The organism is Kordiimonas sp. (assembly GCF_965216265.1).
Classification (GTDB): Bacteria; Pseudomonadota; Alphaproteobacteria; order Sphingomonadales; family Kordiimonadaceae; genus Kordiimonas.
This window is the reverse complement of record NZ_OZ244153.1, coordinates 1884290-1900678: the sequence shown is the minus strand read 5'-3', so window position 1 is coordinate 1900678 and position 16389 is coordinate 1884290. Positions and strand designations below refer to the sequence as shown.

The following is a 16389-nucleotide window of genomic DNA, read 5'->3' as shown; positions in this document are numbered from 1 at the left end:
GATGTGAATGACCTATCCGCAGGAATATCAACGCGCGACGGACGAATTTAAGGCTTTCCTTGGTGATGTGATGAGCCACGGAAGCCTGCCGACCCGCAATGTGGCCTACACTATGGCGCAGGCGGTTTTGCAGGCGTTCAGGCGACGGCTTACGCTTGAGGAAGCAATCCTGTTTGCCGGTATTTTGCCGGGTGCGGTGCGGGGCTTTTTTGTCGCTGACTGGAACCCGAATGAGCCGCGCATAGCTTTTGATGCTCAGGCCGACATGATGGCCGAGATCAAGTCTCTCCGGCCTGACCATAATCTGTCCCAGCTTTCTGAAAACCCGGTGGCGGATGTGGCGTTTGCACTGAAGGCATGCGTTGGTGAAGAAACGTTTGAGCGCACGCTCAAGGCAATCTCGGATGACGCTGTCACCTTCTGGCAGCGCTGAACCTGTGGGTTTGCAGCCTATTCCTGAGCAGCATTTTCGCTCAGCAGGTCATCATGACGGTCCTGTTTTCGCGCGGCCTCCACACGTTCCTCTACCGGGTCTTCCTCAGTGGCATGAGTCAGCTGGCTGGTAGACAGTGGCTCACTTGCCTCCTGTGCGGGTGTTATTTGGCTGGGCTCGGCTGTGTCGGGGGGGACGAGGCCCGGGATGCCTGGCAGCGTACTCTCGAGCTTGAGGCGGTATATCGGCTCAGGTAGTTCAAGCCCGCCTGCTTCCATTGCGTTTTTTGTCACTCTGATCGCCTCACCGCGGGCGGCAAAAAAGTTGGTTTTGCGCTGGTCTATCCAACCACCAAACCAGATCACGATACTCGAATCGCCCACTTCCTCCACGCGCACCATGGGGGGCGGGTCCTGTAGCACAAAACTGAGTGTTTCAAGCGCCTGATGCCCCAGCTGGATCGCTTTCTGGATGTCTGCGTCTGCGTTAATGCCAAGCGTGAAATCGAACCGGCGTTCCGGTGCGCGGGTATAATTGACAATCACCCCTTTAAAGACCTTGGCATTAGGGATGCGTACATGGTTGCCTTCCTGGGTCATCAATATGGTGGCACGGGAGGTGAGGCGCATCACCCTGCCTTCAAATTCATCAATCAGCACCAGATCATTTGGCCTGAACGGTTGCCTGAGCGACAGCATGATACTGGCGATATAATTTTCAATCGTGTCCTGCACCGCGAAGCCGATGGCCAGACCAACAATGCCCGCCGCCCCAAGTATGGTACCCAGAAGAGCGGTCGCGCCCATGATGTCGAGCGAAACAACCACAGCTATAATGGTGAAAAGAATGCGTATGAATTGACGCAAAAGGTTTTCGATAAAGGCGTTGGGCGCCAGCCTGTTGAAAGGCCAGTCAAACCGCGTGATAAAAAATCCGAAAAGAAGAATAGCCAAGAAAATCGCGGTGCCGACGGCCATGAGTGGCACAAACGCAAGTGTTTCGGTGACACGGTCATCCAGCCGTTCAAGAGCCGGTTTAAGGCGGCGGCTTACAGAGGTATCGAGGGCTATAAGGTTGCGTACAGCGACCACCCCTTCGACTTTTGTGGTGAGAGCCTCGGCTTCATGGGTCCATTCGGTTTCAAGAACGGTGCCGCGTAACGTCACCACGCCCGCATCAGCCTCAACCGTTACAGTATTAAACCGTTCATAGTTTTCAAAAACAGCTTCAATTCGGGCAGTAATTTCTGAGTCCGGTGTGGTTTCTGCGCTTGTCACTTGAGAGGCGATGGTCGGTACCGCACAGAGCATCAATCCAAGCAGAAAGAGCATGGGAAAGGATGGCCAGCGTATGGTCAATTTCATCAATGGCTCCTTATTTCGATGTGCTTGCCTGACAAGCGTACCGCAAACCGAGCTTATCCCGCAAATTGGGCGAAAAAGTGGGGTTGTGCCCCATTGACTTAAGCCATCCGTAGCGGCATCCTCACGACCTGTTGAGCCGGGCGCGAAATGCGGTCCGGCTAATGCCTTTTTTAGAGCTTGAGAAAAGCCAGCAAGGTCCCCAAGGAGAGAGAAGTGATTACGCCCCTGATGCCAGTTTACGCCCGGATTCCTGTCGCTTTTGAGCGCGGCGAGGGCATGTACCTCTATGATACCAACGGCAAGAAGTATCTCGATTTCTATTCAGGCATCGGTGTGATGTGCCTGGGCCATAGTCACCCGACGCTTGTGAAGGCGCTGCAGGATCAGGCTGCCAAGCTGTGGCACACCGCCAACACCTATGAAATCCCGCACGGCGCACGTCTGGCCGAACGGTTGTGTGGTGCGTCCTTCGCAGACACGGTGTTTTTCACCAACTCAGGCGCAGAGGCGATCGAATGCGCGATCAAGATGGTGCGCAAATATCATTATGACAAAGGCAACAAGGGCAAATATCGCCTGATTACTATGGCAAATGCCTTCCATGGCCGCACGCTTGCGGGTATCGCGGCGGCGGGCCAGGAAAAGCTCACCAAAGGGTTCGAGCCAATTCCTGATGGTTTCGATGTCGTGCCGTTTGGCGACATTGAAGCGGTGAAAGCAGCCATTGGCCCCGAGACGGGTGGCATCATGATTGAGCCCGTACAGGGAGAAGGCGGCATTCGGCCGCTGTCTGACGCGCAAATGCAGGCGCTTCGTGATCTTTGTGACGAAAATGGCCTCCTGATGGTTCTGGACGAAATTCAGTGCGGCATGGGTCGCACGGGCAAGCTGTTCGCGCACGAATGGTCAGGCGTGAAACCTGATATCGTAACCGCAGCCAAAGGTATCGGCGGTGGCTTCCCGCTGGGTGCCTGCCTCGCGACAGAAGAAGCAGCAAGCGGCATGACCGTGGGCACGCACGGCAGCACCTATGGTGGTAACCCGCTGGGTATGGCTGTTGGTAACGCGGTACTTGATGAGATGCTCAAGCCTGAGTTCCTGCCGCGCGTGGCAGAAATGGGGGACCTGTTGCAGGCGCGCCTTGGTGCCTTGCAGCAACGCCACGGTGATTTCATCAAGGAAGTGCGCGGCGTTGGCCTTATGGCAGGCATCCGCATGCCGGACGTGCCAACCCGTGGCGCAGTTGTTGACATGATTGAGCGCGGCATGTGCCCGGCTGTGGCCGGTGACATGGTGCTGCGCATGCTGCCGCCACTGATTATTAATGAGGACCATATCGATGAAGCGATGGAGCTTCTCGATAGCGCCATGAATGACTGGCGCGACAAGGGTGTGCCAGCGTAGGCGCTGGCATGGGAAGGCCCGGCGAGTGTCGGGCCTTTGTTAATTTTGAAGTTTACAGGGATCTGACACCATGACACTCGCGAAAAACAACAACCACTTTCTCGATTTGAAGGATGTTCCGGCAGCAACGCTTCGGCACATCCTTGAAGTAGCGAAAGAGTGGAAAGAAGCGCGACGTGGCATGCCAAAAGGCACGGTGGACGTTGGTGCGCCGCTCGCGGGTTATACACTGGCGATGATTTTTGAAAAATCGTCCACCCGTACTCGCATCAGCTTTGAAACCGCCGCGCATCAGCTTGGGGCAAAACCGCTGTTTTTGCACAGCGGCTCCATGCAGCTTGGCCGTGGTGAGACCATTGCCGATACCGCGAAGGTGATGAGCCGTTATGTGGATATCATCATGATACGTGCCAACACGCACGAAGCGGTGGTTGAGCTGGCGGAGGAGGGAGACGTTCCTGTGATCAATGCGCTCACAGACCGTTCGCACCCATGCCAGCTGATGGCGGATATCATGACAATTGAGGAACACCGTGGCCCGATCAAAGGCAAGAAGGTTGCCTGGCTTGGCGACGGCAACAATGTTGCTACCTCGCTGATCGAGGCGGCAGTGAAGTTCGACTTTTCCCTTGTGCTTGGGTGCCCTGAAGCTTTTGCACCCTATGACGATGTGCTGTCGTGGGCTGAGGCAGAAGGCGGTGATGTGCGCGTGGTAACAGATGCCGAGGAAGCAGTGTGGGACGCAGACGCTGTGATCACCGACACTTGGGTTTCCATGGGTGATGACCGCACCGGCAGCCGCGTGCGGGCGCTTGAGCCCTTCCAGGTGAACCGCGACCTGATGGCCAAAGCGGCAGATGACGCGCTTTTCCTTCACTGTTTGCCTGCTCACCGGGGCGAAGAGGTCACCAATGCGGTGATCGATGGCCCACAGTCTGTGGTGTGGGACGAGGCGGAAAACCGCCTTCACGCGCAAAAAGCTATCCTTGCGTGGTGCGCCGGAAAGCTTTAAAACCCGCCGCAACCTGCCATTTTGTGAGTGAGTGTAAGCATAGCCATGGTTAAAGCACCAAAAATTGAAGCGATCCAGCGACCCATCGTGATCCCGGACCCGGAAGGCAGCCGTGATAATGAAGTGCGCCCTTTTGCCATTGAAGGCATGGACGTGCGCGGTCGTGCTGTACGCCTCGGCACGGTGGCGGACCAGATACTCTCTGCTCACAATTACCCTGATCCTGTGGCGCGTATACTGGGCGAGATGCTTATACTTGCGGGGCTTCTTGGCTCCATGCTCAAATTCAAGGGCATTGTGACACTGCAGGCGAAATCCGGCGGTGCCATACCGATGGTCGTGGTGGATTATGAAGTGCGCGACGATGGCATTGGGCGGTTGCGTGGTTATGCACAAATCGATGAGGCCAAACTGGCGACTTATGGCAAAAACCCAAGCTTCAACGGCCTTATTGGCACTAAAAACGGCTACCTCGCGCTGACGATTGATCAGGGCGAGGATATGGACCGCTACCAGGGCATTGTTGACCTCAAAGGCGAAAACCTCGCCGAAGTGGCACGCAACTATTTCATGAATAGCGAGCAAACCCCGACCGAGCTACGCCTCACCTGTGAGCGTGACGCAGTGACCGGCAACTGGCGCGCGGGCGGCATTATGGTGCAGCATCTGGCGCGCGGCGAGACGGGCCGGGAACGGATTTTGGACCGTGAAACCAAAGAGCAATGGGAACGTGCTTCCATCCTGATGAGCAGTGTGAAGCCGATCGAGCTTCTCGACCCTGCGCTTGATCTCGACCAGCTTTTGTACCGGCTATATCATGAAGACGGCGTGCGCGTGTTTGAAGCCGCGCACCTGATGAAGGGCTGCCGCTGTGACCGTGAGCGCCTGCTGGCGGTGCTGGCGCAGTTCAGCGAGGACGATATCGACCATATGCTGGAAGACGGCAAGATCGGCGTGAACTGTCAGTTCTGTAACAAGACCTTTGATTTCACGCCGGAAGAAGCCCGCAACCAATAGGCTTTACTGGCTGGGCGCTGTGTTATCCTGTTCCAGCCAGGCTTTCATGTCCCTCACGCGGTCTGGCACGCCAGCCTGCACTATCGCTTCAAGCACATGACGGTTTCTATAGCTCCCGAGCACCAGAATGCGCTTTTGCGGGTTGGCCCGCGCTGTCTCAAGCGCGATATCGGCCATGTAGCCGTCCCACTCGGCCTGGTTTTCTGATTGGGTGTGGTCAAAAAAGCTGAACTGAACACGTTTGTAGCCTTCCACAAGGTCTGCGGTGGCCTGATCATGGCTTTGTGCCGGGCTTTCCCAATGCGAGACCAGCGCCGTTTCAAATGCTTTGCGGTAACGCCTGAGGAATGCAGCCCCGGCGGGGTTCTCTTGATTCAGGGCCTTAAACGCGGCTGCGGCCCGCCCTGTCATGCGGTCAAAGTCTTCCCCGCCCGGCTCCATCGCCACAGCCGCCCGGCCACCGGCTCTGAGCATTGGCCAGATGACTTCGGGATACTCTGGCCTGCCGCGCGTGTCTTTAAATTCGGCAAGTTCATCAGGCCGCACCTCAAGCACCATGATATCCGGGTTGAGCCGCGTGATGATGGCCCGCAGATCGTCATAGGTAAAGCTGTCTTCGCTTTCGTGCAGGCCGTGCAGGGCACCAAGGATATAAATACCGTCGTTGCCGGTATCCGGCTCTGCCATAAGGGGGAGCGACGTCAATATGCTCAGGGCTGCAAAGCCCGCGTTTAACCAGTTGGATTGTCTCTTCATAAGTCTTGCCATTGTGGGTCCTCGCTGTAGTGCCCCGGGGGCTTGGTCGCGAGCAGCTAATGCGGTGAGTGCATGCGCCGCCAGTCAGAAATGACGAGCGGGACCGGTGGCGTGACCAGCGGGCGGGGTTGCCTATCGGCTGTCCTTGCCAAGAAGAGACGTGAGCGCTTCCCTGTAGCGGCGGCTGAGGCGTAACTCGGTACCGCCCTTGAGCATGACACGGGCGTCGCCCCGCCCAAGGCTCTTCACTTCACTGATCGCTGCGGTGCGCACAAGGTGGCCCCGGTGAATGCGCGCGAAGCTGCTCGCAGGCAGCTGTGCCTGAAGAGCGCTGAGGCTATCGTCCGCGAGGAAGGCGCCGTTTGTTGTGTGCACCTCGGCGTAATTGCCTGCGGCCGCGATCCAGTTGATATCAGAGTGCGCGAGAAGGCGCACACTACCCTTGGTACGAAGGCTCAGGGTTGTGGGCTCAGCTTGCCGATCTGGTTTGCTTAGCTCACGAACTTTTAGTGCGTGCATGCCCACCCCGATCAGCACCAGCACGGCATAGAAAATCAGGTTTGTATGCAGGTTCTGTACAATCATGCGTTCGCCCATTTCCAGCCGGGTGGCGATGCGCCCGCCGTCGTTATAAAACGGCCAGTAAACCAGCACAAAAAGCATCACATGCAGCGGGTTGATAATGGCGAGACCAAGCGTATAAAGGCTGGCACGGCTTATGGGCTTCAGGCCCTGTTTCTCAATAAGGCCTATAAGCCTGAGCAGCAACGGGCTGATCAGCGCCCAGATGGAGAATATTGCCAGTGAATAACCAAAAGACGGCCACCATGGTTGCCCGCCACCACGGTATCGACTGAGGATATAACCCTCAGCCGCAAACAAAAGTGCGAGCAAAAACCAGATGACGGCAGACAGCCCATAGGCACGGGCAAACCCCGATGGGCTGGCCATCTTGAGCCCCGGTTGCAGGGTCATCAGTTTTTCGCTTATCGGCTTAATCATGTAGGTAGCCTAACCATAGCTTGGTGTGAAGATAAAGCCTCTTCTCGTTCGGGCCATCGTGCGGGTTTTTGCCAAAAAGCACGCTGTTCGGTATCCTGTCGCATCGAAGCCACGGGCTGCCGCAACACCCCTCCAAAAAGAGATCATAAAACGCAAGGGTCGGCGCACGCCCATTACATATTGAATGCCACCAAATGTTAACGGAGGAAAATATGTTCAACCTTCCCCTCAAACGACTATCAATCGCCCTGTTGATCTCTGCCACCATCGGCCTCAGCGCACCCATGGTGCAGGCTAACGAGGCAACATCTGAAGGCCCGGTGCACCAGTTGCGCATCTACCAGATTTTCGAGAATAACAAACAGGCGTTTCATGACCGTTTTCGCGACCATGCGGACAGGATCATGAAAGAATACGGCTTTAATATCGTAGCGATGTGGGAAGCCAAAACGGCTGAGAAAACAGAGTTTGTCTATCTGCTCAAGTGGCCCAGTGAAGCGGCGATGAAAGAAGCCTGGGCCGGCTTTATGGCCAATCAGGAGTGGAAAGATATCAAGAAGCGCACGGGCGCCGTACACGGCAAGTTTGTAGGCGGCATTGAAGATCGCACGTTGCGTATGACCGACTATTCCCCCGATGACCTGCGGCTTGACAACTAGCTAAAGCTTTAAAAAAAGGGCGCCCCGCAGGGCGCCCAAAACTCGAAACACAGGAGTGGTCGGATCAGAACTTGAAACCGACATTAAGGCGGACCGAGCGCGGCTGAGCCGCTGTACGGACCGCGAGGAAGTCCTCGTTCGGGCCATCAAAGCTGTCCGTGATGATCTCATACAAGCGGAACGCCTTCTGGGTGTTCAGCACGTTGAAGACATCTAGACCGGCATAAAAATCGAACCCGTTGATCTGAGTTGTGTAGTCAAGGCTCAGGTCAAGGCGAACCTGCCAAGGCGTGGTGCCATATTGGCCGCGCTCGATATACTCAAACACACGGTCCTGGCTCGTCCAGATGCCATCGCCCGGGTCAAGGCAGTTATCAACGCAGAGATAGTTGCCTTCCTTACGGGTTTGGGTATTGAACGGGTTACCATAGGCCCGGGCGTTGATGGGTGCACCGGAAAGAATGGACATATTCGCACCCGCTGTCAGCTCAGGTGTGATGGCATAAGCGCCATACATCTTGAACTGGTGCCGGTGGTCGTTTGCCAACACGCCATAGTTGGAGTTGATGAACATCACATCATCGCCAGATTCGGTCCAGCCCGGGATATCGTTGCCGGTATCCGAGTTGACGCCGCCCTCATAGTTACCTGTGCTTTTTGACAGGGTGTAGGAGAAGCGAGCCATCCAGGTGTCATCCCAGTGGCGATTGGCGACAAACTCAAGTGCACTATATTTGCGGATCGGACGATCAGAGCCAATTGGGTCCGGGTTGCCGTCACCGTCAAGGTCGTAACCGAAGCTTTGCGCTTCACCGAGATCAACTGTCACGGTTTGAACACCGCCGGTGTCACAGTCGTGGTCGATGGTCAGTTCTTTACCAACGTTACCAAACACCCACTTGGAGATGTTGCCACAACCGGCCACGTCTACATCAATGCGCATGTCTTCGATCGCGTCGTGGAATTCACGGTAGATACCGCGCACGCCGAAATCCCAGTCGTCATTGACGGCCATCTCGAAGCCGAGGATGAACTCGTCCTGGTATGATGCATCAAGATCCTGGTCGACGACGAAGTTTTTGTCGTCACGGCCTTCACCGCTACCGAACTGAACCACCTGACCGATTTGAGCACCCAGCTGAGGCGTGATGTTGGTCAGGCCCGCGCTGGTTTCATTCTCTACCAAACCCTGAAGGGCGTAGTAGGTACGTGTATCGATCGTGCCACCACCCTCACGCGCGGCCAGGCCGTTGGCGATTGGGAAATAGTAGCGACCTGCGTTGGCATAAAGCTTCATGTTGCCGTCGCCCTTCACATCCCACGCGAGGCCGAAGCGAGGCGAGAACATGTTGGAGACTTTAATGAAGGAATTGCCTTCAGCGTCCTTGCTGTCAAACCGGTCCCAGCGTACGCCAAGCGTTGCTGTCAGATCGTCGGTTACGGACCAGATGTCTTCAAGATAAGCCGCTGATGTGTTGGCATCAAACGTACCACCACGAATTTCCTGGCGCGCCAGCACATAGGCGCTCACACCGTCCGGCACGGTGGTGTCGTTCACGCTGTCACCCGGCTGGGTGTCATAGATGGTGAAGTTGGCCTGCTCTGGACCTACAGACGCCCGTTCCATGAAGGTTGTACGCTTCTCGTGGTCAAAGCCGAAACGGAGCAAATGGCGGTCAAGCTGCCATTCCATATCAAGCCGCATGGCGTCGCGTGAGTTGATGCGGTTGTCGTTCCGGGTCTGTGTTGTACAGCCGATATGCTCGTCCACGCCGTCACGATCATCATACACCCGGTTACACTCGGTTGAGATGTTTGTGTAGTCGTTGGAGTTCCGCTTGTTACGGCCATAAAGGGCCTTCACCGTGAAATTATCGGTGATCTGACCGGTGTATGTTGCCGCCCAGTTGATACCGCCGCGCTCGCTTGTTGCGGTTTCAGCGTAAGTGCCGCCCTGGAAGCGGTCTGTCACTTCCGTGTTCTCATCAGAGAAGACGAAAGCCTCAATGCTGTGGTTATCGGTGATGAACCAGTCAACCTTACCGCCCCAGAAGGAGGAGTTGTCGTCAAACTGGCTGAGCGACGACCCTGTTGTGTTGTAGAACGAACCGTCGTTGATACGCGGCTGGAACAAGGCATAGAAGAAGACCTTGTCTTTGATGATTGGCCCGCTCAGGTGCAGGTTGGCGCTGAAATTGTTGGTTTCATCGTCCGAGCGGTAGATGGTTTTGTCACCGTCGCGGTTATAGAAGTCATTTGCGTTGCCACGCAGGAACTGAGGCTCATAGAAAACCTCGGCGCCGCCATGGAACTCGTTGGTGCCTGATTTCAGCACGGCGTTCACAACACCACCAGTCGTGCGACCAAATTCAACGGAATAACCGCCGGTCTTAACCTGGAATTCCTTGAACATGGAGAAAGGAACGTCAGAGAAACCAACCCCGGTTTCAACGTCGCTCACGTTCAGGCCGTTCACGAAGATGGAGTTTTCACCAACCGATGCACCACCGAAGGAGATGCCACCAAAAGCAGGACCCTGTACAACGCCGGGTGCCAGAAGGGCGACCGCGTCGGCTGAGCGGCCGATCGGCAGGTCTTCAAGCATCGCCGCGCTGATGTTAAGCGCCGATTCGGTTGATGTCATGTTGATGCCGCTAAGCGATGAGGCAGAGACGATAATCTCTTCCATCGCCATGTCGCCAGCTGACAGCGCAACGTCCAGATCGGTTGAACCACCAATGGAAACGCGAACGTCTTCCACCAGCGTGCGTTCATAACCGTCTTTGGACACCGTTACATTATAAGTGCCCACCGGCAGGCGGGCGAAACGGAACTGACCATCGCTGCCAGCAGTGACAGCCCGGCGGAATCCGTTTTCCGTGTTTGTAACCGTAATTGTAGCACCGGAGAGGGCGGTGTTGCTTTCGCTTGTCACCATACCCCGGATTGAGCCGTCGCTGTTGGCTGCGAAGGCTGAATTGACGGAGAGAGCGGCACAACTGACCCCCATCCCCAGTATCAATGATAATTTTCGCAAGTTCCGTGCGTTCATTTCCTCACCCATAAGCTTTCTGTTGGTGCAACGAAGCCCCTCCGCCTCGTCGCAAGAATACTTGACGAATAATTTATGCGATGAATTATTCCTTCTGTAAAGAATTTTTATTCCAAGCGACACAAAATTGCCGAAAAAATAAGCTTCCCTGCTCCATTTCTATCTGGTAGAACCGGTTTGGGAAGATGGAATAAATAATTCCGTTGTGGTTTTATGAGGCTTTTGGACCGGAAAAAGGCCTTAATGACAGACAACTTATATCTATGGGTATACCCAAAGGAATAAATTCGTTGGTCAGGGGAGAATAGGGCGGTGATTACAGACGGTTTCACGTATCTGGCGGTTTTGCTTCTGATCGGGGGCGCTATTCGCTTGCTTGAGACAGGAACAAACCACCGAATTTTCAACTATCTGCCCGGCGTTGTGGCGCTTTATATCATTGTGATGATGCTCAGCACCTTCGGGCTGTGGCAACAAAGCGCCAGCGTGAACGCGACCTACGGCACGGTGAAGGGTAACATCCTGCCTGCGATGATTTTCCTGATGCTTTTGAAGGGTGACCTGCGCAAGATCGCGGCCCTTGGTCCGCGCATGTTGCTGGCTTTTGCCGCCGCGGCCATCAGTATCGGTGTTGGTTTTGTTATTACTTATACTGTGCTGAATACATGGTTACCAGCGGACGCCTGGAAGGCATTTGCGGCTCTTTCCGGCAGTTGGATGGGCGGCACCGGCAACATGGTGGCCATTCAGGGTGCCTTGAATGTGCCTGACAGCTCGATGGGCTATACGCTTCTGATGGATTCGATTGATTACGCCATCTGGGTTATCCTCCTGCTCGCTCTTGTACCGCACGCCAAGCTTTTCAACCGCTGGACCAAAAGCGACACCGGCATCATCGACCGGGTTGGTGAAAAACTGGATCTGGGAGAAGACGCGGATAAGAGGATCGACTTCACAGCGCTTGTATTCCTGCTGGGCGCGGGCCTGGCTGCATCCGCGCTATCGCAAAACCTGGCTGGGCTGATGCCTGCCACCAGCTTTTTCACCGGCACCACATGGGCGGTGTTGATTGCCACCATTTTGGGCGTGAGTGCGGCGATGACACCGATGGGGCGCATGGCCGGTTCCAATGAGCTCGCGAATGTCATGCTCTATGCCATTATCGCGCTCATCGCATCGCGTGCAGACTTCGCAGGCCTCACGCAGGCACCGCTTTATGTGTTTGCAGGCCTGATGATCCTGATCATTCACGGCCTCTGCATGGTGGCGGCGGCAAAGGTATTCAAACTTGATCTGTTTTCCTGCGGTATCGCCTCACTTGCCAATATTGGCGGGGTGGCGTCTGCGCCTATCCTTGCGGCTGCTTATTCACAAATGCTGATCCCTATCGGGGTGCTGATGGCCATGCTTGGGTATATCATTGGCACCGGCGGTGGGTTGCTGGTCGGTAAAATATTGTCCCTGCTCTCTTGAGAGGCTGTACCCTTATGAGGAATGTGATGAAAAATCCGGGTTCAAAACTACTGTTGTTGCTCGCGCTTGGCTTGGCCGCCTGCGGAAGCGAGGAAGAGAAACAAAACACGGTCACGCCGCCCAACGGGCTTGATGATGCGTTTGTCTCAGACGTTATTGAGGTCGAGGAAAAGCACCTGAGCGCAGACTATTGGGTTGACACGCTGCCGAGCGGGGCGGGTGATGTGATCCTCACCACTGATGAGATCAAGGCCATGAACGCTTCCAGCATCGACGGTGACCCGACGATGTTTGACCTCAAGAGCGTGCCCGATACGCTTCCGGGTGATGAGGTGCGCACGCGCCTTCGGTCCATCAGCAATGTGCCGTCTTACCCACGTGTTTATATGAACGGCAACCCGGTGCGCGAGGCTGATTTTGACGCCTATGAAGCCAGCCTCAATCTGGATGCTATCCCAGATGAAGTGCCGGTCCGCTTCGCACTTGCGGTCCGCCGCACACCGCTTCGTACCTATCCAACCATGGACAGGCTTTTCAGCGAAGGTGCGAGCAACACGGATATTGACCGTTTTCAGGAATCGACCCTTTTCCCCACAGATATAATGGCAGTGCTGCATGAAAGTGCAGACGGCAACTGGGCGCTGGTGCAGACCTATAATTATATTGCCTGGGTGCAGCGAAAGGATATCGCCACTGGCGACCGTGAGGAGCTGTTTGCCTATAAGGACGCGGCCGATGTGCTGGTGATGACGGGGGCCAAGGTGCACACCGTTTATAACCCGGTGGTCAAGACTGTGTCTGAATTGCAGCTGGATATGGGCGTGGCGGTGCCGCTGGACCGGCCGGAAGAGTTTGCAACCAACCTCTATGGCCAGAACCCCTATGTGCATCATATGGTCAAACTGCCTGTTCGTCTTGATGACGGCAGCCTGGCGTTCCGCCACGCGCTGATATCCCGCGCGGAAGATGTACGGGTGGGATACCTGCCGTTCACACGTGCCAACATCATTCGGCAGGCTTTCAAGTTTCTGGGTGAACGTTACGGCTGGGGCCACAGTTATAATGGCCGGGACTGCACGGGTTTTGTCTCTGAAGTATACCGCAGCATGGGCATCTTGATGCCGCGTAACTCAGGCGACCAGGGCAAAAGCGTGATCGGCTCCAACAGCCGCTTTGAGAAGGAAACACCGCGGGCTGAAAAAGAAGCGCTGTTGCGCACCTCGCTTGTGGGTGACCTTGTGTATATCCCCGGCCATGTGATGATGATTTTGGGGCACGACGGCGACAAGCCGTTCGTGATCCATGATGTTACGGGCCTCGGGTATCTCGCGGATGACGGCAGCATCTATGATGGCACGCTCAACGGTGTTTCCATCACGCCGCTGCTGACGCTACAATCTTCGAAAACCCGCACCTATGTTGATGCGGTGTATAATGTCAAATCGATCAAATGATCCAACAGGTAGAAGTGTTCCATGAAAATTACCGGCTATAAACTTGGCATGTTGCGCGTGCCGCTGGTGACAGCGTTCAAGACCGCGCTGCGCACCGTTGATCATATCGAAGACATTGTGCTCATCATCGAGACGGACACCGGCCATAAAGGTTATGGCGAAGCACCCGCGACGGCGGTGATCACCGGCGATACGCATGGCTCGATCCTTGATGCCATCCGCACTTTCATCATGCCGCGCCTGATAGGTATGGAGATCACGTCGCTGAACGAGATCACCCAAATCATCCAAGGGGCGCTTGTGAACAACTTCTCCGCCAAGGCGGCGGTGGAGATCGCGGTTTATGACCTGTTCGCGCAATATTATGACGCACCGCTTTATAAAATTCTCGGCGGCGGGCAGCCGCGCCTCTCGACCGACCTGACCATCAGTGTCGACTATATCGACAAGATGGTGGCCGACAGCATCCGCGCCTGTGACGCGGGGTATGAGACGCTCAAGATCAAGGTCGGCAAGGACATCGGTGTTGATATCAAGCGGGTGAAGGCGATTTATGCGGCGGTGAAAGACCGCGCGCTTCTGCGCCTTGACGCCAACCAGGGCTGGTCGCCGCGCCAAACGGTGGCGGCGCTACATGAACTTGAAGAAGCGGGCATTGAGCTGGAGCTTATCGAGCAGCCCGTGAAGGGTGAAGACCTCAAGGGCATGAAATATATCACCGAGCGTGTGCGCACGCCGGTGATGGCCGATGAAAGCACCTTCGGCCCCCGTGAGGTAATCGAGCTTATCCAGATGCAGGCAGCGGACATCATCAACATCAAGCTGATGAAAACCGGCGGTATTTCAAACGCCATCAAGATCGCGGATATCGCGTCTATCTATGGTGTGGAATGCATGATCGGCTGTATGCTGGAAAGCAGCATCAGCGTGACAGCTGCAGCCCATTTGGCAGTAGCCAAGCCAAATGTGATTACCAAGGCTGACCTTGATGGGCCTTCGCTTTGCCAGTTCAACCCGGTTGACGGCGGGGCCACGTTTGACAGCTCAGAGATTACCCTGTCAGAAGATCCTGGTCTGGGCATCAAGTCGATCGAAAACCTCACGATGATCGACGACTAGGGCATCAGCCAGGACTGCATGAACAGACAATAAAAAACCCCGGCCGCATATGGTGCGCCGGGGTTTTTTTATTTGAGTTTACGGTCTAGTCCAGGCGTTTGAAATCAAGGTCCTGAAAGTCGAAGCTGAAATCTGTGTCAGGTGACACGGGCCGCATGGTGATGCCGATGGCTTTGCCACCGAAGTCGGTCTCGAATCGCACATAGGCGTCCGCGCCCATCATGCGGTTGTCCCAGCGCACGATGAAGGTGTTTTGCTCATAGGGCTCCAGCATGCCGGTAAGTTGTACCGACTTTTTGGATGAGAAGCGCAGGCCGTCGCCGTCTCTCATTACCGTCGCTTCACCAAGCCATGCGTCGCGGTACGTGCCCATATAAGCATCAAGGCTGAGGAACATCTGGCCCGAGCCTTGGCTTGCCACGTTTTCCTCTTCCGCCACGCGGGCGCGGTAGGCCAACTGGGCGTCGCGATAGTCTTTCACCCAGTCATGCTCAGGCTGGTCCATATAGGCTTTGATGATGGTATTGGTGACAGCCGTGCGGGCGCCGTAGTTTGAGCCGTTATTGAGCACGATAAGGCCAAGGTCCAGCTCCGGCACCAGTGTCAGGTAGGCTTGCATGCCCGAAAGCGTGCCGGTGTGGGAGATCACCTCATGCCCGTGCACATCTGCCTTGCGCCAGGCGAGGCCGTAGGTACGGAAATGCGTGTCGTCCTTCTCCCGCATGGATTTGGAGACGGGCAGGATGGTGTAGGACGCCCACATCTCATCGCGCCGATCCTCAGAGAAGATACGCACACCGTTTGGCCCCTCACCGCCGCGCAGCTGGGTGAGCATCCAGGTGCTCATACCGCGCGCGTTACAGACCATGCCGCCAGCGGCGGCCGAGACGGTGGCTTTGCCGCCAATCGCGTTCCGGGGGATGGTGACAAGCTTACCGTCCATCATGCCGTGGGGGGTGGCGACATTCGCAAGCGCACTATCCGGCACGTCGCCCGAATAACAGCCCATGCCCAGGGGGCCGAGGATGCGATTTTGCACAAAGTCTTCCCAACCCACGCCGCTCACGCTCTTCACCACTTCGCCCGCCACGATATACAGGAGATTATCGTAGGCATAGGCGCTGCGGAAGCTGGTCACCGGCTTCAGGTGGCGCAGGTTTTTGATAATCTCTTCACGGTTGAAACCAGAGGGTTCCGGCCACAGCATCAGGTCGCCCGCGCCGGAGCCGAGCCCGCTGTTATGTACCAGAAGGTCGCGCACCGTAAACTCGCGGGTCACCCAAGGGTCGAACATACGGAAATCAGGCAGGTGGTCGATCACCTTGTCGTCCCAACTTAACTTGCCCTCATCAACAAGGATCGCAAGGGCTGAGGCCGTGAAAGCCTTGGTGGTGGACGCGATGCGGAAAAGGGTGTCGCCGTCCACCTTCTCTTTGCTGTAGATATCCCGGACACCAAAGCCTGAGAGATGCACAATCTCACCGTCTTTCACAATCCCTACCGCCATGCCGGGGGTGTTGAAGGTCTCGAGCGCGTCTTCAACTACATTGCGGATCTCGGTGGGTGTAGGCGCATCGGCATGCAGCGGCGCGGCCAGCAGGAGCATTGCGGCGGAAAAAGCGGCGGAACGGAAAACGGACATGG

13 protein-coding genes are annotated in these 16389 nt (G+C 55.9%); 8 read left to right on the top strand and 5 right to left on the bottom strand.

What is annotated here, in order from left to right:
* Nucleotides 1-7: 7 nt before the first annotated feature.
* Nucleotides 8-433 (top strand): DUF2267 domain-containing protein, encoded by a 426-nt coding sequence (locus tag ACOOGA_RS08610; RefSeq protein WP_417462762.1) that lies wholly within the window; start codon nt 8-10, stop codon nt 431-433.
* 17 nt (nt 434-450) lie between these two features.
* On the opposite strand, the gene ACOOGA_RS08605 is transcribed toward ACOOGA_RS08610, so the two are convergent.
* The gene (locus ACOOGA_RS08605) at nt 451-1797 is read right to left on the bottom strand and encodes a mechanosensitive ion channel domain-containing protein (protein ID WP_417462763.1); all 1347 of its coding nucleotides are present in this window, start codon (nt 1795-1797) and stop codon (nt 451-453) included.
* Nucleotides 1798-2010: 213 nt separating this feature from the next.
* Here ACOOGA_RS08605 and ACOOGA_RS08600 point away from each other — a divergent pair, with 213 nt between their 5' ends.
* The 3 genes from ACOOGA_RS08600 (at nt 2011) to ACOOGA_RS08590 (ending at nt 5230) form a co-directional block, all read left to right on the top strand.
* Nucleotides 2011-3201, top strand: coding sequence for an aspartate aminotransferase family protein (locus ACOOGA_RS08600; RefSeq protein WP_417462764.1), 1191 nt, complete (start codon nt 2011-2013; stop codon nt 3199-3201).
* Between the two features lie 70 nt (nt 3202-3271).
* Nucleotides 3272-4213, top strand: a complete 942-nt coding sequence (gene argF / locus ACOOGA_RS08595; RefSeq protein ID WP_417462765.1) for an ornithine carbamoyltransferase — start codon at nt 3272-3274, stop codon at nt 4211-4213.
* A 27-nt stretch (nt 4214-4240) separates the two neighbouring features.
* A complete protein-coding gene (locus ACOOGA_RS08590) occupies nt 4241-5230 on the top strand; it encodes an Hsp33 family molecular chaperone HslO (RefSeq protein ID WP_420430525.1) in 990 nt (329 codons plus the stop codon).
* Between the two features lie 3 nt (nt 5231-5233).
* Here ACOOGA_RS08590 and ACOOGA_RS08585 read toward each other — a convergent pair whose 3' ends face one another.
* Both ACOOGA_RS08585 and ACOOGA_RS08580 read right to left on the bottom strand, forming a co-directional pair.
* Nucleotides 5234-5986 (bottom strand): hypothetical protein, encoded by a 753-nt coding sequence (locus ACOOGA_RS08585; RefSeq protein WP_420430523.1) that lies wholly within the window; start codon nt 5984-5986, stop codon nt 5234-5236.
* A 132-nt stretch (nt 5987-6118) separates the two neighbouring features.
* Complete coding sequence (locus ACOOGA_RS08580; RefSeq protein ID WP_417462768.1) at nt 6119-6988, bottom strand: LytR/AlgR family response regulator transcription factor; 870 nt, start codon at nt 6986-6988, stop codon at nt 6119-6121.
* A gap of 212 nt (nt 6989-7200) precedes the next feature.
* Here ACOOGA_RS08580 and ACOOGA_RS08575 point away from each other — a divergent pair, with 212 nt between their 5' ends.
* Complete coding sequence (locus ACOOGA_RS08575) at nt 7201-7647, top strand: NIPSNAP family protein (RefSeq protein ID WP_417462769.1); 447 nt, start codon at nt 7201-7203, stop codon at nt 7645-7647.
* Between the two features lie 64 nt (nt 7648-7711).
* On the opposite strand, the gene ACOOGA_RS08570 is transcribed toward ACOOGA_RS08575, so the two are convergent.
* A complete protein-coding gene (locus ACOOGA_RS08570) occupies nt 7712-10657 on the bottom strand; it encodes a TonB-dependent receptor (RefSeq protein ID WP_420430521.1) in 2946 nt (981 codons plus the stop codon).
* A 354-nt stretch (nt 10658-11011) separates the two neighbouring features.
* Here ACOOGA_RS08570 and ACOOGA_RS08565 point away from each other — a divergent pair, with 354 nt between their 5' ends.
* From ACOOGA_RS08565 to ACOOGA_RS08555, 3 genes are read left to right on the top strand one after another with little or no spacing between them, the layout of a single operon-like run.
* Complete coding sequence (locus ACOOGA_RS08565) at nt 11012-12172, top strand: DUF819 domain-containing protein (RefSeq protein WP_417462771.1); 1161 nt, start codon at nt 11012-11014, stop codon at nt 12170-12172.
* Between the two features lie 26 nt (nt 12173-12198).
* On the top strand, nt 12199-13626 hold the full coding sequence (locus ACOOGA_RS08560) for an SH3 domain-containing protein (protein WP_417462772.1): 1428 nt from the start codon (nt 12199-12201) through the stop codon (nt 13624-13626).
* Nucleotides 13627-13647: 21 nt separating this feature from the next.
* Nucleotides 13648-14745 (top strand): dipeptide epimerase, encoded by a 1098-nt coding sequence (locus tag ACOOGA_RS08555; RefSeq protein ID WP_417462773.1) that lies wholly within the window; start codon nt 13648-13650, stop codon nt 14743-14745.
* Between the two features lie 85 nt (nt 14746-14830).
* On the opposite strand, the gene ACOOGA_RS08550 is transcribed toward ACOOGA_RS08555, so the two are convergent.
* The gene (locus ACOOGA_RS08550) at nt 14831-16387 is read right to left on the bottom strand and encodes a serine hydrolase (protein ID WP_420430519.1); all 1557 of its coding nucleotides are present in this window, start codon (nt 16385-16387) and stop codon (nt 14831-14833) included.
* Nucleotides 16388-16389: the final 2 nt, after the last annotated feature.

Coding starts and splice junctions, on each gene's coding strand:
- argF (WP_417462765.1), top strand. CDS start 3,272: ATGACACTCGCGAAAAACAACAACCACTTTCTCGATTTGAAGGATGTT.
- ACOOGA_RS08580 (WP_417462768.1), bottom strand. CDS start 6,988: ATGATTAAGCCGATAAGCGAAAAACTGATGACCCTGCAACCGGGGCTC.
- ACOOGA_RS08585 (WP_420430523.1), bottom strand. CDS start 5,986: ATGAAGAGACAATCCAACTGGTTAAACGCGGGCTTTGCAGCCCTGAGC.
- ACOOGA_RS08575 (WP_417462769.1), top strand. CDS start 7,201: ATGTTCAACCTTCCCCTCAAACGACTATCAATCGCCCTGTTGATCTCT.
- ACOOGA_RS08605 (WP_417462763.1), bottom strand. CDS start 1,797: ATGAAATTGACCATACGCTGGCCATCCTTTCCCATGCTCTTTCTGCTT.
- ACOOGA_RS08560 (WP_417462772.1), top strand. CDS start 12,199: ATGAAAAATCCGGGTTCAAAACTACTGTTGTTGCTCGCGCTTGGCTTG.
- ACOOGA_RS08550 (WP_420430519.1), bottom strand. CDS start 16,387: ATGTCCGTTTTCCGTTCCGCCGCTTTTTCCGCCGCAATGCTCCTGCTG.
- ACOOGA_RS08555 (WP_417462773.1), top strand. CDS start 13,648: ATGAAAATTACCGGCTATAAACTTGGCATGTTGCGCGTGCCGCTGGTG.
- ACOOGA_RS08570 (WP_420430521.1), bottom strand. CDS start 10,657: ATGGGGGTCAGTTGTGCCGCTCTCTCCGTCAATTCAGCCTTCGCAGCC.
- ACOOGA_RS08610 (WP_417462762.1), top strand. CDS start 8: ATGACCTATCCGCAGGAATATCAACGCGCGACGGACGAATTTAAGGCT.